28 protein-coding genes are annotated in these 20129 nt (G+C 32.5%); 27 read left to right on the forward strand and 1 reads right to left on the reverse strand.

What is annotated here, in order from left to right; all coding sequences use genetic code 11:
• Positions 1-98 precede the first annotated feature (98 nt).
• A complete protein-coding gene (locus tag MKX66_RS03405; protein WP_002169552.1) occupies positions 99-743 on the reverse strand; it encodes a LexA family protein in 645 nt (214 codons plus the stop codon).
• Positions 744-881: 138 nt separating this feature from the next.
• Between MKX66_RS03405 and MKX66_RS03410 the strand changes: the two genes are divergently transcribed.
• From MKX66_RS03410 to MKX66_RS03540, 27 genes are all read left to right on the forward strand, one after another.
• On the forward strand, positions 882-1088 hold the full coding sequence (locus MKX66_RS03410) for a helix-turn-helix transcriptional regulator (protein WP_341085489.1): 207 nt from the start codon (positions 882-884) through the stop codon (positions 1086-1088).
• 196 nt (positions 1089-1284) lie between these two features.
• The gene (locus tag MKX66_RS03415; protein WP_341087590.1) at positions 1285-1530 is read left to right on the forward strand and encodes a hypothetical protein; all 246 of its coding nucleotides are present in this window, start codon (positions 1285-1287) and stop codon (positions 1528-1530) included.
• A 69-nt stretch (positions 1531-1599) separates the two neighbouring features.
• On the forward strand, positions 1600-1878 hold the full coding sequence (locus MKX66_RS03420) for a hypothetical protein (protein ID WP_085312010.1): 279 nt from the start codon (positions 1600-1602) through the stop codon (positions 1876-1878).
• 80 nt (positions 1879-1958) lie between these two features.
• Complete coding sequence (locus MKX66_RS03425) at positions 1959-2723, forward strand: conserved phage C-terminal domain-containing protein (RefSeq protein WP_159146874.1); 765 nt, start codon at positions 1959-1961, stop codon at positions 2721-2723.
• A complete protein-coding gene (locus tag MKX66_RS03430) occupies positions 2707-3489 on the forward strand; it encodes an ATP-binding protein (RefSeq protein WP_172805453.1) in 783 nt (260 codons plus the stop codon). The genes MKX66_RS03425 and MKX66_RS03430 overlap by 17 nt, the downstream gene beginning before the upstream one ends.
• A 236-nt stretch (positions 3490-3725) precedes the next feature.
• Positions 3726-4340 carry a hypothetical protein gene (locus MKX66_RS03435; protein ID WP_341085492.1) on the forward strand — a complete coding sequence of 205 codons (615 nt, stop codon included), beginning with the start codon at positions 3726-3728 and terminating at the stop codon, positions 4338-4340.
• Positions 4341-4344: 4 nt separating this feature from the next.
• Complete coding sequence (locus MKX66_RS03440; RefSeq protein ID WP_159146872.1) at positions 4345-4521, forward strand: Fur-regulated basic protein FbpA; 177 nt, start codon at positions 4345-4347, stop codon at positions 4519-4521.
• 63 nt (positions 4522-4584) lie between these two features.
• The gene (locus tag MKX66_RS03445) at positions 4585-4965 is read left to right on the forward strand and encodes an ArpU family transcriptional regulator (RefSeq protein ID WP_085312006.1); all 381 of its coding nucleotides are present in this window, start codon (positions 4585-4587) and stop codon (positions 4963-4965) included.
• Between the two features lie 270 nt (positions 4966-5235).
• Positions 5236-5736, forward strand: a complete 501-nt coding sequence (locus MKX66_RS03450) for a sigma-70 family RNA polymerase sigma factor (RefSeq protein WP_085312005.1) — start codon at positions 5236-5238, stop codon at positions 5734-5736.
• 149 nt (positions 5737-5885) lie between these two features.
• Positions 5886-6029, forward strand: coding sequence for a hypothetical protein (locus MKX66_RS03455; protein ID WP_341085493.1), 144 nt, complete (start codon positions 5886-5888; stop codon positions 6027-6029).
• A 232-nt stretch (positions 6030-6261) separates the two neighbouring features.
• The gene (locus tag MKX66_RS03460) at positions 6262-6447 is read left to right on the forward strand and encodes a hypothetical protein (RefSeq protein WP_002169544.1); all 186 of its coding nucleotides are present in this window, start codon (positions 6262-6264) and stop codon (positions 6445-6447) included.
• A gap of 16 nt (positions 6448-6463) precedes the next feature.
• Complete coding sequence (locus MKX66_RS03465) at positions 6464-6955, forward strand: hypothetical protein (protein ID WP_085312003.1); 492 nt, start codon at positions 6464-6466, stop codon at positions 6953-6955.
• 189 nt (positions 6956-7144) lie between these two features.
• Positions 7145-8392 carry a phage terminase large subunit gene (gene terL / locus MKX66_RS03470; RefSeq protein ID WP_234710407.1) on the forward strand — a complete coding sequence of 416 codons (1248 nt, stop codon included), beginning with the start codon at positions 7145-7147 and terminating at the stop codon, positions 8390-8392.
• A 93-nt stretch (positions 8393-8485) separates the two neighbouring features.
• Positions 8486-9826 carry a phage portal protein gene (locus MKX66_RS03475; RefSeq protein ID WP_341085495.1) on the forward strand — a complete coding sequence of 447 codons (1341 nt, stop codon included), beginning with the start codon at positions 8486-8488 and terminating at the stop codon, positions 9824-9826.
• Positions 9827-9854: 28 nt separating this feature from the next.
• Positions 9855-11045 carry an XkdF-like putative serine protease domain-containing protein gene (locus MKX66_RS03480; protein WP_341085497.1) on the forward strand — a complete coding sequence of 397 codons (1191 nt, stop codon included), beginning with the start codon at positions 9855-9857 and terminating at the stop codon, positions 11043-11045.
• A 20-nt stretch (positions 11046-11065) separates the two neighbouring features.
• A complete protein-coding gene (locus MKX66_RS03485; RefSeq protein ID WP_341085498.1) occupies positions 11066-12046 on the forward strand; it encodes a phage major capsid family protein in 981 nt (326 codons plus the stop codon).
• A gap of 16 nt (positions 12047-12062) precedes the next feature.
• A complete protein-coding gene (locus MKX66_RS03490; protein ID WP_000691127.1) occupies positions 12063-12227 on the forward strand; it encodes a YqbF domain-containing protein in 165 nt (54 codons plus the stop codon).
• 13 nt (positions 12228-12240) lie between these two features.
• Entirely contained in the window at positions 12241-12774 is a 534-nt protein-coding gene (locus MKX66_RS03495) for a hypothetical protein (RefSeq protein ID WP_002169537.1), read from the forward strand.
• Positions 12775-12802: 28 nt separating this feature from the next.
• A complete protein-coding gene (locus tag MKX66_RS03500) occupies positions 12803-13129 on the forward strand; it encodes a hypothetical protein (protein WP_002169536.1) in 327 nt (108 codons plus the stop codon).
• Between the two features lies 1 nt (position 13130).
• A complete protein-coding gene (locus MKX66_RS03505; protein WP_341085499.1) occupies positions 13131-13547 on the forward strand; it encodes an HK97 gp10 family phage protein in 417 nt (138 codons plus the stop codon).
• Positions 13544-13960, forward strand: a complete 417-nt coding sequence (locus MKX66_RS03510) for a hypothetical protein (RefSeq protein ID WP_341085500.1) — start codon at positions 13544-13546, stop codon at positions 13958-13960. Before MKX66_RS03505 ends, MKX66_RS03510 begins: the two co-directional genes overlap by 4 nt.
• A gap of 13 nt (positions 13961-13973) precedes the next feature.
• On the forward strand, positions 13974-14570 hold the full coding sequence (locus MKX66_RS03515; RefSeq protein WP_000118567.1) for a hypothetical protein: 597 nt from the start codon (positions 13974-13976) through the stop codon (positions 14568-14570).
• A gap of 42 nt (positions 14571-14612) precedes the next feature.
• On the forward strand, positions 14613-15110 hold the full coding sequence (locus MKX66_RS03520; RefSeq protein WP_341085501.1) for a hypothetical protein: 498 nt from the start codon (positions 14613-14615) through the stop codon (positions 15108-15110).
• Entirely contained in the window at positions 15089-15493 is a 405-nt protein-coding gene (locus tag MKX66_RS03525; protein ID WP_341085503.1) for a hypothetical protein, read from the forward strand. Before MKX66_RS03520 ends, MKX66_RS03525 begins: the two co-directional genes overlap by 22 nt.
• A gap of 30 nt (positions 15494-15523) precedes the next feature.
• Positions 15524-17908 carry a phage tail protein gene (locus tag MKX66_RS03530; RefSeq protein WP_341085504.1) on the forward strand — a complete coding sequence of 795 codons (2385 nt, stop codon included), beginning with the start codon at positions 15524-15526 and terminating at the stop codon, positions 17906-17908.
• Complete coding sequence (locus MKX66_RS03535; RefSeq protein ID WP_341085506.1) at positions 17905-18588, forward strand: hypothetical protein; 684 nt, start codon at positions 17905-17907, stop codon at positions 18586-18588. Before MKX66_RS03530 ends, MKX66_RS03535 begins: the two co-directional genes overlap by 4 nt.
• Entirely contained in the window at positions 18585-20129 is a 1545-nt protein-coding gene (locus MKX66_RS03540) for a hypothetical protein (protein WP_341085508.1), read from the forward strand. Before MKX66_RS03535 ends, MKX66_RS03540 begins: the two co-directional genes overlap by 4 nt.

Genomic DNA, 20129 nt, shown 5'->3' on the forward strand with positions numbered 1-20129 from the left:
TGAAACTAGCCAAGATAAATTCCTGCTATAAAAAGAAGGGGAGAGAGCCCCCTTACTTTAAAATTTATTAAAAAATAACTTAATTCATTGATGAAATATTATTGAATTGGTGCACAACTCCAAATGTATTTTCCAACTACTTTTATTTCTGGACAATTTTCTATATCTGTACAATCAAACATTAATGGATGTATACTAGGATTAAAAGAATCTGGTTCAAGGATAATTCTATTATTGGTTTTGTAAATTCTTTTTAAAGTGGCGTCATATCCGTTGATGAGTACAGCGGCTATGTCGCCATTATTTATATTTGTTGTCCTCTCAAGTACAGCTATATGTCCATCATGTACAATTCTATTCATGCTGTCTCCGTTTATACGAAGTGCTAATAGTTTTTCAAATCCATATTTATCTAAAATAATATCAGGTACCTGTATATCACCAATTACATTTTCTATAGCTTCAATTGGTTTACCAGCTGCGATTGTACCATAAATGGGAATATCCCGTTTGGTAATTGCGTGATCTTCAGGACAATAGGATTCATTTTCATCAATAAAGTAGGTTGCAGGGACATTTAACATCTTAGCGATTTGTGATATTTTTGACATTTTAGGGCTTCTTTCACCATTTCTCCACCGTAAAACAGTAGTTCTACTAACAGATAATAATTCAGCTAATCGTTCGTCTGTCATACTATTTTTCTTCATCAATTGAGATAATTTTAAACCGAATGATTTCATGACTTTTTGTCACCTCCGTCTTTGATTGATTATATAATTGGTGTGACAAAAATGCAACTTTCTTCGTTATTTGGTAAAAAAATTCTTGACTGTTTTGTCACGTAGTACTATATTTGAATTTGAAAAGAGGTGACAAAAATGCACAAGATGATATTTTTAGAAAGAAAATTAAGGAGAAAAACTATTGAAGAAGTTGCTGATTTTCTTAATGTTTCTCCACGTACATATTGGGCAAAAGAACATAATAAAAGTGAATTCACTCTGAAAGAGGCACATATGTTATCGTGCTATTTAGAGAAATCTATAGAAGAGCTATTCCCTGATCTTTTTTTAAATAATTTGTGACAAAAATGCACGTATTTATGTTTGGATTATAGGATGTTTTTGGGGGTTATTTTAAAATAAATATCTAATAATCTTACTATTAAATATGCTTTATATATTGATTTGTACTTAGAGAAAAAGGAAAGAGATTCATAAAATGAAACGCTAAAGTGTATTTGGAATATAAAAATTGAGGTGAAGTATAGAATGCTGAAATATTCAAATAAATGAAAGAGCGATCAGAAGATTATATTTAGAAAAATTTAAAGAAGTGGATGCAGAATTTGTATTTTGGGATACAAGCGAATTAAAAAAAAGAACGTGCATGTCGTGGACTACTATTCAAAAAGAATTATTTTTTGATCAGCGTTTTCAAAAATTTAAAGTGGGCGGGAAATGGTATTTTCCGGCTAAAGAAAAGAAGGCATTTTTATTAAATTGGCTAACAGAGAATGAGATGTAAGAAAAGAAAGACTATCGTCTTAAAAAACAAACCTTATAGGAAAGTCTATTGTAGGGAGGCGGATTAATCATGGTTTTTAAAGTGACAAAAAAACAAGGATATGTCAGCAAGAGTATAAATGAAGAATTTAGTAATACTAGTTGTTTTGAATCAGAAAAACTTTCGAATAAACAGTTAAAAATGATCTATGCCAAGGTTCATATAATAGCATTGAAATATGATGGAGTAATATCAAAAGAGGAAATCAAAAATAAATTAAAAGAAAAACTTAAAATTCAATCACTGAGTGATCTTACAAGGAAGCAAGCTAATCAAGCTATAAAAGTATTAATAGGTTGGGAAATTTAAAGGTTTTGGAGAATAAAACCTTTAATATATAAGAAATTTAATATATAGATCTTAAAGAAAAAGTTCTGGAGGAAGATCAAATGAGTAGTTTGCTAATACAGGATGAGCCACTATTAGTATTACCTCGATTAGCAAGTAAGATTGGGTTGAACGAGGCAATTTTTCTTCAACAAATACATTATTGGCTCAAGCGCTCGAAACATTATTATGATGATCGTTATTGGGTCTATAATAGCATTACAAATTGGCATAAACAATTTCCATTTTGGAATGAAAGAACGTTGAAACGTATTGTTAAAAATCTAGAAGAGTTTAATTTATTGATAAGTGGTAACTATAACAAATTAAAGTTTGATAAAACAAAATGGTATTCAATAAATTATAACAGACTAGTTGAATTAGAAATAGATAACGATTGTGACAAATTGTCTCAACGAAAAGAACATATTGTCATGATGGAAAATGATAATATGTCTCAACCAATACCAGAGACTACACAAAAGATTAACTCAGAGAATACCACTCAAAAAGATATAGTAGAGATAATTAATTATCTCAACAGTGTATGTAATACAAGTTATCGTATTTCAACTAGAAAGACACAAATGTTAATTAAATCCAGACTACAAGAGGGATTTAATATAAATGAATTTAAAGAAGTTATTGAGACGAAGGCGAAAGAATGGCTTTATACAGAACAGGCAAAATATTTAAGACCAGAAACCTTATTTGGAACTAAATTTGAGGGATATTTGCAGCAGAGAAAGATGGTGAAATCAAATGGCTTTAACAAAGGTAACAGATATAGTACAAAGTCTTTCGAAGAGAATGAACTTCCTTTCTGATACATGTCTAATATGTAAGCAGGAGAGGAAGCGAATGGTAAGATTGATGGAGATTCAGGGTGAAACGATTTGTCCAGTATGTCGTTTAGAAGAAGAAAATAGAAGGTTAGAAAAAGAAATGAATGTTTTTCGTTATGAAAAAGAGGAAAGAAAACGTAAAAGTATATTTTACGATCATAGTCTTATTAAAGATGAAACTGTTAAATTAGCTAGATTTTCGACATTTATATCAGAGTGTGAAGAGGATGAAAACAATTTAATTTTAGCTAAAAAGGCTCTTACAGACTATTTAAATGATATTCGATTTAATTTGATTCTCGTGGGTAAAGTTGGAGCTGGAAAAAGTCATATTGCATACTCTATAGCGCATGAAATGAATGAACAAAGTTCGGATAAAGTTATGTATGTTACAAGTTCAGAACTCTTTGATTTCATACGTTCGACATTTAATACGCAATCTTGTGAAACAGAGCATAGCATAACAAATATGCTAATTTCTATGGATTTATTAGTCATTGATGATCTAGGAGCAGAGCTAGGGGATATGGAAATAAATGATTTAAAAGCAACAGCATTTGTAAATCGTGTGTTATTTAAACTATTTGATGGACGACAAGGGAAAAAAACAATTATCACAACGAATTTAACAGGTGAGGCAATTATAAAAGCGTACGATGAAAGAGTTACATCTCGTATGTTTAATACATATCGACACATAGAATTTAAAAAAACAAGAGATAAGCGTAAGAGAAAATTACCTTTTTAAGAAAAGAATATATATTGTGTAGGAAATATAGATGTAGATGAAAACATATTGTTCAAGAAATTTGTACTGTATGAATTAGTTCTTTTAATTAGCGAGTAAGTGAAGTGATTCGGAAGTTAAGTAAGAATATGAGGAATGGAAAGAGCATTTGATCAGAAATTCCACGTATGTACATTGAAAGCAGTTTTTAAGTTTATTTAATATGTTTTAAATAATTAAATGGAGGCATCTTGAAAATGAGAACATATAAAGGATTTGAAGCAATTAAACGAATGAAAACAAATTGGATTACAACAGTACAAGAGACACCGATGTGCTGGAAAATAGAAGCGGAAAGAGTGATTGCTGATTATTTAGGTAAAAAAGAAAGTTATCAACAAATTAATTTCTTTTTTGAGAATGAATTTATAGATTGTAGAGAAACTATTCGAAAAGGAGAACTATTGTATATTGAAAATGAAAAAAATGAAAAATTCATCGCTGAATATTGTAAAGAAAACGAAAAAGAAATAAAGCATGGTAGTTGGTTCTGGATTAATGGAGAGGAGTTCTCTAATAATTATGGTCATTTTGAAAGGCGTACGAAATTAAAAATTAGGAAAGCTGAAAAAAGTGAAAAATTATTATTTGAACGGGCAAAATTATTCGCTATTAAAGGGCGTAAAATAGATGAGTTTAGACTTGGTGATGTAGTTGAAAGAGATAATAAATTGTATAAAGTGGCTATTGTAAAAAGTGGAAGTGAATCTCAAATTGTAGTAGGATGTGTTCCGATTAATGGGGGAGAAATTTCTTATTATAATTCAAAAGATATTAAGATTCAATTTTTCGTTGAAGATATGGTAGTGTAGCAAGATGAAGTTATTTTTAATTAATCAACTTATTGAAAATGGAATTTACAAATATAAGGATAAACAATTGTACGAATTAAATAGTGATGAGTTAATAAAATTAATCAAAAATCATAATGATAAGAAAATAAATGTTAGCAATACAACGTATGAAATAATACATAAAGAATGTAAGCCTTAATAGCAAATTAATATATGAAATTTAAATTATGATTAAGGATAAATGATAAGAAAGGGGCTTAACATGTTAAATATAGAATTACCAGTATTAAATAAAGAAGCTACAAAAGAAAATGTACTGAAAGCTATAAAAAAATACAGATTATTTATGAAGTGTAATTATCTTAACGAAACAATACTCTCGAAAGAAAAAATATTAAAAGAAAATGCGAAAGAAGAGCGGATCAATTATATTATTGCGATGAACAAAGGGTTAGAAAAGCTAGATATTGAAAGTGATAGAATAATTATTCAAATATATTTGTTAAAAAATCGAGTTAATAGATATGAGATTATGAAAGAGTTGAATTTATCCGAGGGAGATTATTATAGAAAAAGAAATACTGCTTTTTACAACTATGCATATGCATTAGGGATTGAGGTTGAGGAGTGTAAAGATTACTAATAATGAATAAGCTTTTAATTTGGATTATAACCACCTGTGTAAACAAGCAGGTGGTTATTTTTATGTAAAAAAATGATGAAAAAGAGATAAAAACGAATCGTTATATACGTATATCATATAAGTACAAAGTAGCAAAGATAAATAGTATTAAGCAAGAGTTTTTTAATAATTTTAGTTTTTTGGTGAGAAAAAATAAATGGAAATTAAATGTAGATTTAGATGGTCTCTATTTTTAACAATTTTGCTTTGTTATAAGGGTGGGAATAGTATATGCGAGATTTAATTATCCAATATAAGGAAACTTTATGTAAGTTAGAGCGTGCCAAAATAAGTGCAAAAGAAGAAGAAATTAAAATATTAACGAGTATGATTAGTGATGTCACATATGCTTTGGAGTGGATGAAAAATGCAAAGATGCCGGGTAATCGTCGGGGAATAGAACGTAGAGCTGCTTACCAACGAGAAAAATCATATGATTCCTTGTTAATGCAAAGGTATTTTCGTAGTACTGATACAACATATGAATGGGATGATGAAAACAAGGAAAGTATCATTTCAGAATGGGAAAGAATAAAACTAGAAGATGCGCTCTCTACTTTGACAAAATATGAAAGAGAAATATATATCATGTCAAGAGGAAGAGGCATTACACAAGAGAAAATTGCTAAATATTTGAATGTTTCAAGAAGTACAATTAAAACGATTCTATATAGATCTGAAATAAAAATTGCTAAACAAGTAAGAGAAAGTCTTTTCTGCGAAAGTAGTTAAGGCTTTTTCTTATTTACAAACACATTCTTGTCACCATAGTGCCACCTATATATAGATAGTAATAAAATAAGTTCAAATGAAATATAAAAAATGAAGAATGGATACTAGCAAAAAGAATGAGTAACTCGCAGAATATCTATAAATTAATCATGTCAAGAGGAAGAGGCATTACACAAGAGAAAAATGCTAAATATTTAAATGTTTCAAAAAGTACAATTAAAACGATTCTATATAGATCTGAAATAAAAATTGCTAAACAAGTAAGAAAACGCCTTTTCTGCGAAAGTAGTTAAGGCTTTTTCTTATTTACAAACACATTCTTGTCACCATAGTGCCACCTATAAATAGATAGTAATAAAATAAGTTTAAATGAAATATAAAAATGAAGAATGGATACTAGCAAAAAGAATGAGTAACTCGCAGAATATATATAAATTAAATGAGAAATTTTAAAAATGACGGCATCTTTTTATTTACTACAAAATAGGCAGTAGTACATGAAAAACTACAGAAGGATGCGATTAGATGTTAGAACAAGATATAGATACAATGCCAATATGTTCAATTTGCCTTGAAAAATGTTTGTGGGTTTTGAAATTTCCAATCACAATTCAGTATTTTGAACAAATGTTAATTCGTGAGGTAGTTGACGACAATATAACAACAATATGTATTGAGTGTTTAGAAAAAGAAGTACAAATGATGAGTTAAAACGGGAGGGATTCTAGTGGCACGACCAATGAAATTGAATGACGAGCTGATAAATAGGTTAACCCAATATATTAAAATAGGGAATTATATTGAAACGGCATGCGCGTTAGTTGGAATTAGTAGAAGTATAGTTTATGTTTGGTTAAAACAAGGTCGTAGAGCAATTGAAACGAGTGAAAAGACAGGTGAAGTAGTACCGAGAAAAGATAAGATTTATGTGAAGTTAGTCATGGAAATTGATCAGGCATTAGCATTTAGTGAAGCGAGAGACGTTGAGACAATCGGGGAGCATGCAAAATCTAATTGGAAAGCGGCAGCATGGAGATTAGAAAGAAAATTCCCAACTAAATGGGGAAGGAAAGATCAATTGCAGGCAAACGTAAATCATTCAGGAGAAATGAAAGTAGAGCATAATAAAATGGCCATGAAAATTGGGTGTGATGAGGAAATGCTTGATTTAGCTATGAAATTATTTGAAAAAGTTCAAGGAGGAGAATTACAATCATGACATGGATGAATGTGCATAAATTAATAGATGAAAATACATTTAAGGGATTGGCAAAATTGAACTACCCCTTTTTATGTTCAGTATACACATAAGGGATTCTATAAACATGCAAAGCACACAAAATTAATAACAAAGATTTGCCAAGATTTAATTGAAGAGAAATTATCGACTAATAGATTAATGGTGTTTATGCCACCGAGACATTCAAAATCACAGTCTATAACAGAAACATTGCCAAGTTGGTATTTAGGAAATTATCCAAATAAGAGAGTTATAGAGGTATCTTATGCATCAAGTTTAGCTGAAAAGTTTGGTAGAAGAAATCGTGCTAAGATTGAAGAGTTTGGTAAAGAAATATTTAACATAAGAATTGATGAGCGACAAGGTTCAGTAACAGATTGGGCACTACATAACCACTCCGGTGGAATGTTGTCTGTAGGAGTTGGTGGTTCAATTACAGGGGAAGGAGCAGATTTATTAATTATTGATGACCCTATTAAAAATCGCCAAGAGGCCGAATCAATTACATACCGAAATAGACTATGGGATGAATGGGAAGACACTTTATCTACACGTTTACAAAAAGGTGCAAAGGTAATTCTAATTTTGACGCGATGGCATGAGGACGATTTAGCTGGTAGATTGTTAGAGAAAGAACAGGAGAAATGGACTGTGTTATCAATTCCTGCTATAGCAGAGTCAAGGGATGATCCATTGAACAGAGAAATAGGAAGAGGCTTATGGGTTGAACACTATGGCCAAAATTATTATGAAGATAAAAAGAAGTTTTCCTCTGCACGCTCATGGTTATCTTTATGGCAACAAAAACCATCAAGTGATATAGGGAATATTTTCAAAAGGCACTGGTTTCAATATTATGATGTATTACCAAATTGGGAACAATTTGATCAAATTATTACTTCCTGGGATATGGCTTTTGATAACACTACAAATAAAAGTTCATTTGTGGTTGGGCAGATTTGGGGAAAAATAGATGGAGACAAATATTTAATTGATCAAGTGAGGGCGCAAATGAATTTCCTAGAAACAAAGAAAGCATTTGTTGTTTTTCATAATAAATATGAGTCAATTCTTCGGAATTCTGGGTTTAAAAAGTCCATTCCGAAATTAGTTGAAAAAAAAGCAAATGGTCCAGCTATTATTAGTTCATTGAAGAATGAAATAAGTGGAATTATTCCTATAAACCCACAGGGTTCAAAAGAAACACGTGCTGAGGCGATATCCCCTGAATTTCAATCTGGGAATGTATATATACCTAATCCTAAAATACAATCCTGGGTATATGATTATATAGATGAATTAGCGTCTTTCCCATCTGGTAAGCATAATGATCAAGTAGATACAACGTCACAAGCCTTAGAATACTTTTTTACTAAGCAAAAAAAAATAATGGGTGGAAAAATAAAAAGAGTTTAGCTGAACGTGTATTGTTCAGCTTTTTTGTATTGGTAAAGTTTTTATGAAATACATTGAATAAATGATTTGTATATGAAAGGGGGCGTAGGTTTTATGGCTGAGAAGAAAGCAATTAAGAATGTGAAAGTACTTAAATTACAAAATCGTGAGATGAATTTACGGAATGAGGAACTGCAAAGTAAACAAATGACAATTGATCCATTTGCACAAGTGTACGGTGATAAAGAACTAGTAAAGCCTCCATATGATATGCAAGTATTATTAAATTTGAGAGAAAGTAACCCTATTCACTCGGCATGTATTAGTGCAAAAGTAAATGATATTGCTGGTATAGGATTTGACTTTGCACCGCTAGATGAAGTGACAGAGGCAAATCAAGAACAATATAAAGAATTAAAGCGTTTTATGAGATATTGCAACAATGAAATGACAAGTAGCGAAATACTTAGGGCAGTTTGGGAGGATTATGAAACTGTAGGTTGGGGAATTATAGAAGTTGTTCGTAATTTGAGAGGAGAACCAGCGCAGCTTCATCATATTCCAGCACATACGGTACGTGCGCACAAAGATAAGATTCGATTTGCACAGATTGTAAATAATGAGGAGAGATGGTTTAAAAGATTTAGTTATCCATATGATTTTAGGTTGATAGATGGAGAAATGATTAGTGATAGCTTAGATGAAAACTCGTTATTAGACACTGAAGAAAAAGCTGGTGAAGTTATTGTAATTCGTAAATTTGGTTCTAAATCATCATACTATGGTATTCCGGATTATGTGAGTTCAATTGGTTCCATTGTAGGATCACAAGCTGTAAGAGATTACAATATTAATTATTTTACTGGTAAAACAATTCCAGATGCTGTTTTGTTTGTTGAGGGTGTTGATGAAATAGATGATTCAGTTGAAAGAGAATTAAAAACTTTTTTCTCTGTCGAAACAAAAGGAGAACATCATAAGTTAGCAGTTGTTCCTGTTCCTGAAGGAGCAAAAGCTCGCTTAGAGAAATTAGGGCCAGATGTCAAAGAAGCGAGCTTTCGTTTATATCGTCAAGATAATGCCATGGAAATTTGTATAGCTCATCGGGTGCCACCATATAGGATTGGTTGGGCTATGACAGGATCACTTGGGCAGACGACAGCAAAAGAAATGAATGAAATGTATAAACGATCAATTATTGAACCAGGTCAACAAATTTTAGAACATCGATTAAATACACAATTATTTAAAGAGTTTACAGGAACATTAGGGGAATTGGACTGGCAGTTTCAATTAAATGAAATTGATACGGATGATCGAGCGAGTGATATGCAATATGCAATAGATGGATACGACAAGAGTATATTAACAAGAAATGAATGCCGAAAAGTCATTGGATACGAACCAGTTCTAGAAGGAGATAAATTTTTAAATGAAGATTCAAATTCGATTTAGTAGTCTTGCTAGAAAGTAGGAATATATTATGCCAAATGAATTGAAAAATGTAGAAATTAATTATGTTTCATTAGTAACAAAAGGGGCCAATGGTAGGCCATTTGCAATTATGAAGGGTATGAACATGAATGGCTCTAATGTTTTGAAAAATGTTCCTATTTTAAAGAGGGAAGATGAAAAACAACTTGTAACAGGGGTTGTTTATGAACCTAATATAGAAGATGCACATGGTGATATCATGACGGCTGAAGAAATTGAAAGAGCGGCTTATAATTTTTTAGAGAAATATAGATACATAGATAAAAACCATGACGAGTTGGCAGGAAAAGGAACAGTAGTAGAAAGCTGGATTACTAAAAATAATACGGTTGTTGGAAAACAAAATATTAAAAAAGGAACATGGCTTATGACTGTTCGAGTAGACGATAGTGAAACATGGAAAGAAATTAAAAAAGGGAAAATCACAGGCTTTTCGATGGGAGGGGTTGGAGAAAGAATGCAGATGCCACAAATGGATGAGTTTACACAAGATGAGAAAGGTGTAATTCGTAAGATGTTTAGTTTTTTTAAGTCACATTGTGATGAGGAACAAACTCAGGAGATGGATAATCAGTCATTAAATAATAAACATAACTCTAAGATGCAAAAGGTATTTAATTTGTTTGAAGATGTATTTTATGTTGGGATTTGGGAGGGAAATGTAGATATTAAGCGTATGGTTTCCACCTTAGATGAAATGAAGGACATTTTAAATACAATGAAGGGTGGTGATACAGATTTCTCACCGGAAGATATTACAATTAATTCCATAAATGAAGCGGGCACAATCTTATATAAGAAAAATGATAAAAAATTTGATGAAATGATTTCTTTGATGAACCAAATTAAAGAAAATAAGCTACAAAAAAACATAGACCAAAATTTAGATGAAATTAAAGACATTGTAAAGAGAGAAATGGGTCCTTTTCTCGAGAGGTTACAGGAGTTGGAAGAACAGTTAAATAAAGAACTTGAGTCAACTCATGATACTAATGAATTAGGAAATGACAGAGAATCTAAAAAGACTAGTGAATTTATTCAGAAGGTAATAGATCCCATTTCAAAGAGACTTGAAGTAATTGAGCAATCAGCACAGGTTCGTAAAAGTCTTGGGGCCGATGCCAAACCAACAAACGAGATAAGAAAACCAGTAAATAAATGGGTAGGATTAGATCTATAAAGATAAGGAGAAATGAATCTATGAATAATAAAGAATTATTAGCACGTATTGAACGAATTGAAAAGAGTACAATGACAACGGGAGGAATGAAAGCGGGGCTATTATATCCGGAACAAAGTAAAGAATTTTTCCGAATGGTATTTGATGCAACTCCATTTTCTCAATTGCATCGCAAAGAGATTCGTAAAGCGAAAAAAGGTGAATTAGATAAAATTGCAATCGGTGGTCGAATTTTACGTAGGAAAATGGAAAATAGTGATGATGGCTATCGAGCAGGTGTAGAAACGTCGAAAGTTGAATATGATACAGTTTCTATTCGTTTACCATGGGAGATAACGGAGGAGCTACTTCGAGAAAATATCGAAGGTGAAGGATATGAAGATACTGTTATGACATTAATGTCAACTCAGTTAGGTATTGACCTTGAAGATCTGCATTGGAATGGGGATGTAACTTCAGAGGACCCATTTCTTCAAATTAATGATGGCTGGTTAAAACTAATTAAACAATCAAGTAAATCTCATATTGTCGATCATTTTAAATTAGTGACGGGAACGGGAGATGCTGAAGCTAACGCCGGGTTTAGTAAAGACTCAATCTTTAATTTATCTAAGGCGATGCCTAATAAATATAAAAATGAAGGTTTAAAGTGGATTATGTCACCTGCTCGTAGAGAGAAGTGGATTGAATATTTAACAACTCGTTCAACTGGCTTAGGCGATGCTGCATTATTAGGTGCAGGGGATCAAGTTAATAAGCCGTTGGGGTATGAGGTTGTCACAGTTCCTTCTCTTCAAGATGATGTAATTATTTTTGCAGATCCTAAAAACTTTATTGCGGTAAATACGTATGACACGCGAGTTCGTAAGACTGTAGAAGGTAAATCTGCTGTTATGGAAGATAAGCGATTCTATGTAATTCATTTGGATGATGATGCAGTTATTCAAGAAATGGACGCAGTAGCAATTCTTACTAATATACCTGATAAATTTGGGAATTAAGTAAGGTAATTTGCATATGAAGATTATAGAATTAAAATTAGGCGGTACATATACTGCATATGGCTATACTTTTTTTAACGGAGTAAAGGAAAAGGTTGCAAATGAAAAAGCAAACTATTTACTGAGTACAGGACATTTTAAGTTAATAGATAGTATAGAGGTTAAAAAGAAAGAGAAGTAAAAGAGGTGGAAGGATGGAAATTACTGTACAGGACATAAAGAACAGGGTGAATGTTCAACGAATGCCCGATACGGTAATCCAGGAGCTCATTAGTCAATATGAATTGATTACTAAAAACTATTTGAGGAGTAAGCCAAGTAACCCAATGAAAGAGAAAGTTAGAACAAGTAAATTGGCTTGGCTTTCTTTTCGAGCAGAAAATTTGAACAAGGTAATCCATATTGGTTCTGGAGAAGAAGTTACCAATTCAGTTTTTTCTGATGGTTGCACTGTATATGGTTTAAGTGAGAATCAATTATATGAATTTGAGTATACAATACAAGATTATGATGGGCTTTTGACTTTAATGAAAAAATGCATCATCGATATGACGTGTTATGCGGTAATTCGAACAAATCTACAATATGAAAATATGAAAAAATCAGCAAATATCGGAGATTATTCATATGAAATAAATATTGAATCGCTAGATGAGGAAACTGTTAATAAAAAGGTTTTAAAAGTATTAAAAAAATACCGAAGTAGAAACCCTTTAATAGCATTATGAATGAAAGAATAGGCTGTGAACATTAGATATGGAAGAATTATATATACATGAAGTAACTGTGAAAAGGAATCAAAAGGTAAAACAGCCGGCAGGAAATTTTAAAGAAGAGCCTGTCATTGTTTATGAAAGAATGAAGTGTCGTGTAACAACACACACAGCGGTAGATAATGAAAGGTTAAAAAGAAATAAACAAAATTTTGAGCCGAATTTTAAAATTTATACTTCTGCAGAACATAACATCCATACAAATGATGTAATCTATTTTCATGATTATGTATTTGAGGTAAGAGGAGAACCAAGAAATCCATCATTTTTAAATCACCATATTGAATTGTATTGTGAGTTGTTGGAATAAAATGACGAATACATCGGAATTCATGGTTACACGTAATGTAGAACAGGTTAAAGAACAACTTAATAAAATAATGGTAGAAAGAATTACAAGTGCTTGCAATCAACTGCAACGAGAAATGAAACAAACAGTATCAGGTAGTCACAATGGTGTGAAGTATAAAATTCCACGATCAAGTCGCACATATATTGCTTCAAAACCAGGAGAGACATTTGCTTCTAGAACGGGAGAATTACAAAATTCTATTAAATATGGCTTACATATTACAGATAACGAAGTAGTGGGAACGATTGGAAGTCAATTAAAAAGAGCGGTGTATGTCGAAAATGGTACAAGTACTGTAGAAGCCCGACCTTTTTTCTTAAAAACGTTTGAAAAAGAGCGTGGGGAATTAAAAAGGACATTGGGAGGAGAACAATGACGACAAAAGCGATTGCAACAATTAGAAATATTATTGAGAAAGATACAATTGTGCAAAATAATCTATCGAAATATGAAGGAGAGCCCGCTCTAACATTTCAAACTGCACAAAATGATATGAAAATGCCTTATGTGGTAATGAGAATTGAATCTAATAATCCGGATGATATAGAGGTAATTGATCGTATGATCCTCACTTTTGATATATATTGTGGCCAAGGTGATTATGAAAAAGCGGATGTAATTTCAAGGCGAATAGAACATTTGTTAGACAGAGAAGCGGGATTGTTAAGAGATTCTGGTATTATTACAATTCATCGAGCAGGCAGTGTTGCAGTTCCGGATGAAGATCCATCAATTATTCATATTAGTATTAAATTTCTTGTACGGGTAGGAAGAATGGAATTATATTAAGGAGGGGAAAAAAATGAGTTGGAAGCTTATTAATGGTGTACGTGAGGGTACAACTGATAATTTTGTTATTGGACCGGGTGTAATGTATAAAGGTTTTAAAAGTGTAAAAGACCTAGGTGAGATGTTAGGAGCTACTACAGGTGGCTGTAAAGTGGGGTTTACTAGAGAATACTATGATGCTGATATTGATGGTGTTTTAGGAAAACTAGTTCGCGGGAAATGGCTATTAAAAGATGAACCACATATGGAGGTTACACTTGTAGAATTTACGAAAGAAAATTTAGAGTTAGCTCTACCAGGCGTAGATGTAGATAGTACGACTGATAACGATTATAACATTGTAAAACCAACCAATGAAATTAAAGACACAAGTTATAGTGATATTGCAATAGTAGGTGTAGTTTCAGGAAGTGATATTCCGGTTATTTTTGTTATCCGAAATGCAATGGTTGTTTCTTCTGTAGAAATTGATTTAAAAGATGGTAAAGGAACTGTAGGACTGAAATGCAAATTTATTGGTCATTATAGCGAAAGTTCGCCTAATACACCCCCTTATGAAATTTATTTACCAAAGAAAAAAGCACCTAAATTACCTACAACAAGTAAATAAGTTGTAGGTTTTATTTTTAGGTCATAAAAGGAGATATTAAATATGACAACAATGCTAGAAAAAATGATGCATAATAGTACAGAAATTACAATTTCAGGTCAGAAGATGAAGATGAGACGTTTAAATGTAAAAGATGTTTGGCGTTTTACTAAGATTATTTCTAAAGTTGGTCGTCATGCAATGACTGATTTTATGGAGTTTGGGAAAGAAAAGAATGAAATCGATGAAAAAATCCAATTGGCCCAAATGAATGAAGAGCAACAAGAACAGTTAAATGAAATTGAAAAACAAAAAAAAGAAAAGGGTTTAGAGTTTGTCTTTCAATTATTGTCTATGATTCCGGAATGTGAAGATGAGTTTTCGGAATTTTTCTCTAGTCTATTACAGATTAAGCGTGAAGAATTCGATCAGTTACCACCAGAAGCCATGGTAGCAGTTATTGAAGGATTATTAGAAAGTGAAGATTTAATGTCTTTTTTCAATCAGGTCAAGAGTCTAATCAAATCTCAAAGTCTCAAATGGAACAAACAAGAAATGTAGAAAATGACTCTGATAAATACATAGAAGAAACAGAGCAAAATATGCTAAGGGCTTTTGATAAAGTCCAAAAACGGTATGGATGGACAGATGATTATGTCTTATCCATACCATATTCTCGTTTAATGGACTTATTTTCTTTTATTAGTCAGGAAGAGCAGCAAGAAGAATTAAATGAATGGAAAAAGATGGCCTTTATCGGATTTCAAACAAGGCAATTAGAAGAAGGAACAACTTTTCATGACTATTTGCAAGCTTTTGGACTTACGGAATCTACGTCGGATGGGGAAGAAAATGGGACTATGGAAGTTTGGTCCAAAGAGGAATGTATCGACCATGCAAATAAGCTGATTGCAGAGTTTCAGTTTGAAGACGATAAGGAATAAAAAACTTCCTAGTTAGAAAGGGGGGAGTGAATGTTTACAGAAGTATTCCAGTTGTTTGGTACAATTGGAATTAAAGCAGATGAAGCTTATAAGGATTTAGCAAAGTTTGAGGAAAGTTTACAAAAGGCTTCTAAGAACATACAAGAAAAATTTCAAAAACCAGCAGAAGTACTTAATCAAATAAATGGCCAAATACAAAAATTTGGTAGCGGGGCGACCAATGTTTTTGGAAAGATTGGTAACAAAGCGGATCAGGCATATAAAGGTGTAGAAAAGTTTGAAGAGAGAGTGCAAAAAGCCTCTAATACAATGCAAGAAAAAATCCAAAAATCAGCAGATTCTCTTGGGAATATTAGTAAGCAAATGCAAACGTTTGGTGACACTATTTCAAATAAAGTTACAAAACCTATAGAACAAGTCAATAGCAAAGCTTTACAATTTGCTACTGATTTGGAAGGTTCTCAAAAAAAACTACAGGATATGCTTGGGTTAACTGAAAAAGATGCAAAGAGTTTGGCTGGAACTATTCAACCTATCGCTCAACAAGTCGTGAAGATTTCTAATATAGTAATACCATCGTTGAAACAAACGGTTGAGTTAATCAAATCTGTTTCTAGTCTTATATCTAAGGCGAGTGAAATCATTGGTGGCCTTGTAAATATAGTTAAAACATTAATGCAAATACCGGGTGCAATTACGGCGATTATTAAAGATGCCTTAAAACTTATTAAAGTTTTTAGTGAGTTTGCACAGATATTGACTGGTCTTGGAAAATCAATGTTTTCATTAGTATTAAGCCCATGGGGTTTTGCGATAATTGCAATGGTTGCTTTAGTATATGTGCTGTATAAAAATTGGGATTCAATTGTGAAATATACAAAGCAGGCAGTACAATGGGTCAGTGATATTTGTTCTAAAGGCTGGGATGCTATCGTTAAAGTTGCGAAGTCAGTATGGGATAGCTTGTCAAAGTTTTTCTCAAGTTTTTGGGAAGGAACAAAAAAAGTATTCCAATCTGCGGTATCGTTTATAGATAAAATACTTAGCGGGGCATGGAAAGTAATTACTGCTGTAATTACAGTGTATATCAACATATGGAAAAAGACATTTGAAATTGGTTGGAATCTAATTAAAACGATATTTAATACAGTGCTAAATATAATAAAAAATGTTGTTAAATTTGCCTTAGAATTTATTAAAAGCTATATTTCTACTGCTATTAAAATATGGCAAAGTATTTTTAAAATTGGCTGGGATATTATAAAAACAGTTTTTACGACGGTGCTAAACTTTTTGAAATCATTTATAAGTGGTGCATTTCAAGCAATTCGCAGCATAATTACGACTGTGATGAATGGGATAAAAACCGTCATTTCTACAGTGTGGAATGGAATAAAGGTAATTTTTACGACTGTATTAAACTTCTTAAAATCAGTTGTAAGTAGTGTGTTTCAAACAATTCATAGCATAATTACGACTGTAATGAATGGAATAAAAACGGTTGTTTCTACGATTTGGAATGTAATAAAAACAATTTTTATCACTGTATTAGAGTCCATAAAGAATTTTGTGGTTACAGCATTTCATTTTATTAAAAACACAATTACGACTGTAATGGATATCGTAAAGTCTATTATTGTAACCGCATGGAATTTTATTAAAGAAACAATAATAGGCGCTGTTCGGACATTTGTTAGCTTTGTGGTCGATAACTTTAATAAGATAAAAAACACAATATTTAGTGTTGTTGGTGCTATTAAAGATTTCATAGTAAGTAACTTTGCCACAATTAAAAAAGCTATCGTCGGAGCGTTTGACGGTATTGTTGATACAGTAAAGGATGTATTCGGTAAAGTTGGTTCTATAGTTAAGGGGATAGCAAACGACGCTGTAAGCTGGGGGAAAGATATTATTGCTGGTATTGGTAAAGGTATGACATCTATGGCTGGCTGGGTTGTTGATAAAGCTAAAGGCGTTGTAGACGGAATACCAAAAGCAGTTAAAAGTTTCTTTGGTATAAAATCTCCTTCTCGTCTAATGATGGAGTACGGCGGATATATTACAGAAGGTCTTGGTGTAGGTATGGAAAAAATGATCCCGGCTGTGGATAAGGCTTCTGGACTGTTAAATAAAGCGGTTGTTCCACCGAAACCGATGCAACTAGTAACGGATGTATCTACCCGAATTGGACAAATGGGGGCACATTCTGCTGATATGATTGGAAAAGCTGCACATCCATTTGCTGGGCACTCTTCTGTTGAAAAGAAAACTGATAAAGGTGTTACAATTCAAAATGCTACATTCAAAGTTGCTGTTGAAAAATTGCAAACCGCAGAGGATTTTGTGAAAATGAGAAAATTACTACAAAACGTAGTTGCTGACGATCTAATGGGAATGGCGGTGCGGAATGTATGAGTATATTAAAAACATTGCATAGAAGAGCTGGTTCATATCATCTCTTATGGGATGCTACAGAATTAAAAAGTACAATTAAATATACTATTAATTTTTCATGGCCTGGGACATATAACTTTTCTTTTATGTCCCAAGTTCCAATTGGTTCTGATGGTATGTTACCAGATAAATACTTTATTGTTCGGGTAAATGGTATTGAAAAATTTAGAGCAAGAGGTGCTTATGCCTGGGAAGCAAGAGAAATTTTTGTTGGCGCAGGGCCACAAACAATTGAATTTACAACAAGCGGTTACGGTTCTTCTGACGTAGCCTATTTGCGTGATGTTTATTATCATGCATATGGACCTATACCTACAATTGCAATGATTGAACAAACGAAAATGCCTAAATCCTTAAACGGATTAAAAAATTACAATGTTATGCATGGATATCCTCGTTACCAAAGTACTGGTAATAAAGGATGTGAAGTAGAATTTACTACTTTATTCAATGATATCAGCCATTGGCGTGAGTTCATGGGGGAAATATATCGCCCTCATATTATTACAGGTGATTACGGTACCTATGGTGGTATTATTCCACCTAATGAAGTTGATGCAATACGTAAAGGAACGCTAGTAATAGCAAAGTGTAAATTAATATCTATGTCACAAGCAGGTATTGGAGTTGATGGAATGTGAGAGAAGGATCTATTTCTTTAATCAGAATGTTGGGGAGCTATTTCCAAGTGGGGAATAATGCTCCTAATTTAATTGTTTATATGAAAAAAAGAGAATCTTCTTCTTATGTACAAATACAACATCGTGTAATGAGCCTGGAAGTGCAAGAGAACGCAGATCAGTTCGCAAGTACATTTTCTATTACCTTTGCTAATGAATATGGGCAAATGGCACCTGATAACTGGTATGGTAAGTTTTCTTCCATTCAAGAATGGTTTTACAACAGTGAAGTAACAAACACAAACCAACTATATCCGCAGACTGAATTTAAGGTTTCTATCGGTTATGGTGAAGAGGCTTTACCGTATATACATGGTTTTGTATCTGACGTAAAGGTGAATGCCGAAAGCGGCACAATATCAGTTACCTGCACAACATCTTATAAAAAGGTTCTACAAAAATCAGTAATTCCAACGCCGGGATCAGATGAAATTGTTGCACCGACTGGAAATGTATATGATGTAGTGAAATTCTACCTTAAAAAAGCAGGAGTTACATTACACGGAAGTAGGGTAAACATTCCTGGGACCAATGAAAGTTGGATTGTTGAAGGGGCAACTGGAAAGAGGTTTCAAAAGTGGGATGAAATTGTACGGGATATTATAGATACAACATTCCACTACATTAAACATGAACCAGATGGAAGTTGTACATTTATGAAAATGCCAGACTATGCAGTTAATGAACCTGCAAAGTTTAGTTTTAGAGAAGGCGAAAACCTTGTCTCTTTAGATATGCAGCTAACTGACCAGGATATAAGTAACAGCATTGTTGTTAAATGTGGAGATTATGCAAACGGATTTCTTAATTCGTTTCTATTAAAAAATGTATCGCAGGGTGATTTACGAGAGGAAATGATAGAAGTTCCTTGGGCGACAACGTTCTTTGCAAGGCGAGCGGTTGCTGCAGCTTATCATTTAAAAGCAATCCAGAAGTTCAGAACATTAACAGTAGCAGTCATTGGAGATCCAAGGATTCAATTATTCGATGTGGTTTCTGTTTACAATAGAGATTCTGGTCAACAATGGAATTACTTTGTTAAAGGAATTAATACCATGATATCTGCAGATGATGGATTCTATCAAACTTTAGATTTATCTGTTAACTATGGATATGAACCTGCTCCGTATACAGATATAACTGGTATTACAGTAAATGTAGATACATTACGTTTAAAACTTTGGGATTGGGATGTAGAGGATGGCGATTTATTAAATATTTACTGCGATGATAAATTAATCGAAGAAAATTATTTTATCCGGAACAATCCGACATATGTTGATATTCCACTTGAATATGGTGTGAATACTATCGTATTTGAAGCAGTACGAAACCCAAAAGGGATTCTTACAGGACGTTTGCAAGTATTGGATACGCAAAATAATATCTTGTTTGATTATGGTTCGTTACCAGATTTATCATTTCCTAGGGTAAATCAAAACAAAGATCACTATTATATCCAACGACCAGCAAAAACTTGGTCTGTTACGAGGGTAAATTAG

Origin of the sequence: Bacillus sp. FSL R9-9530 (assembly GCF_038008145.1) — a bacterium.
GTDB classification, from domain to species: domain Bacteria; phylum Bacillota; class Bacilli; order Bacillales; family Bacillaceae_G; genus Bacillus_A; species Bacillus_A mycoides.

Excerpts from the sequence above, each read along its gene's own strand:
- MKX66_RS03535 (WP_341085506.1), top strand. The coding sequence starts at position 17,905 with ATGAGTATATTAAAAACATTGCATAGAAGAGCTGGTTCATATCATCTC.
- MKX66_RS03495 (WP_002169537.1), top strand. The coding sequence starts at position 12,241 with ATGGAAATTACTGTACAGGACATAAAGAACAGGGTGAATGTTCAACGA.
- MKX66_RS03440 (WP_159146872.1), top strand. The coding sequence starts at position 4,345 with ATGAAGTTATTTTTAATTAATCAACTTATTGAAAATGGAATTTACAAA.
- MKX66_RS03455 (WP_341085493.1), top strand. The coding sequence starts at position 5,886 with ATGTCAAGAGGAAGAGGCATTACACAAGAGAAAAATGCTAAATATTTA.
- MKX66_RS03525 (WP_341085503.1), top strand. The coding sequence starts at position 15,089 with ATGGAACAAACAAGAAATGTAGAAAATGACTCTGATAAATACATAGAA.
- MKX66_RS03410 (WP_341085489.1), top strand. The coding sequence starts at position 882 with ATGCACAAGATGATATTTTTAGAAAGAAAATTAAGGAGAAAAACTATT.
- MKX66_RS03475 (WP_341085495.1), top strand. The coding sequence starts at position 8,486 with ATGGCTGAGAAGAAAGCAATTAAGAATGTGAAAGTACTTAAATTACAA.
- MKX66_RS03425 (WP_159146874.1), top strand. The coding sequence starts at position 1,959 with ATGAGTAGTTTGCTAATACAGGATGAGCCACTATTAGTATTACCTCGA.
- MKX66_RS03430 (WP_172805453.1), top strand. The coding sequence starts at position 2,707 with ATGAACTTCCTTTCTGATACATGTCTAATATGTAAGCAGGAGAGGAAG.
- MKX66_RS03505 (WP_341085499.1), top strand. The coding sequence starts at position 13,131 with ATGACGAATACATCGGAATTCATGGTTACACGTAATGTAGAACAGGTT.
- MKX66_RS03530 (WP_341085504.1), top strand. The coding sequence starts at position 15,524 with ATGTTTACAGAAGTATTCCAGTTGTTTGGTACAATTGGAATTAAAGCA.
- MKX66_RS03515 (WP_000118567.1), top strand. The coding sequence starts at position 13,974 with ATGAGTTGGAAGCTTATTAATGGTGTACGTGAGGGTACAACTGATAAT.
- MKX66_RS03520 (WP_341085501.1), top strand. The coding sequence starts at position 14,613 with ATGACAACAATGCTAGAAAAAATGATGCATAATAGTACAGAAATTACA.
- MKX66_RS03435 (WP_341085492.1), top strand. The coding sequence starts at position 3,726 with ATGAGAACATATAAAGGATTTGAAGCAATTAAACGAATGAAAACAAAT.
- MKX66_RS03445 (WP_085312006.1), top strand. The coding sequence starts at position 4,585 with ATGTTAAATATAGAATTACCAGTATTAAATAAAGAAGCTACAAAAGAA.
- MKX66_RS03405 (WP_002169552.1), bottom strand. The coding sequence starts at position 743 with ATGAAATCATTCGGTTTAAAATTATCTCAATTGATGAAGAAAAATAGT.
- MKX66_RS03460 (WP_002169544.1), top strand. The coding sequence starts at position 6,262 with ATGTTAGAACAAGATATAGATACAATGCCAATATGTTCAATTTGCCTT.
- MKX66_RS03500 (WP_002169536.1), top strand. The coding sequence starts at position 12,803 with ATGGAAGAATTATATATACATGAAGTAACTGTGAAAAGGAATCAAAAG.
- MKX66_RS03450 (WP_085312005.1), top strand. The coding sequence starts at position 5,236 with ATGCGAGATTTAATTATCCAATATAAGGAAACTTTATGTAAGTTAGAG.
- MKX66_RS03485 (WP_341085498.1), top strand. The coding sequence starts at position 11,066 with ATGAATAATAAAGAATTATTAGCACGTATTGAACGAATTGAAAAGAGT.
- terL (WP_234710407.1), top strand. The coding sequence starts at position 7,145 with ATGCCACCGAGACATTCAAAATCACAGTCTATAACAGAAACATTGCCA.
- MKX66_RS03480 (WP_341085497.1), top strand. The coding sequence starts at position 9,855 with ATGCCAAATGAATTGAAAAATGTAGAAATTAATTATGTTTCATTAGTA.
- MKX66_RS03490 (WP_000691127.1), top strand. The coding sequence starts at position 12,063 with ATGAAGATTATAGAATTAAAATTAGGCGGTACATATACTGCATATGGC.
- MKX66_RS03510 (WP_341085500.1), top strand. The coding sequence starts at position 13,544 with ATGACGACAAAAGCGATTGCAACAATTAGAAATATTATTGAGAAAGAT.
- MKX66_RS03420 (WP_085312010.1), top strand. The coding sequence starts at position 1,600 with ATGGTTTTTAAAGTGACAAAAAAACAAGGATATGTCAGCAAGAGTATA.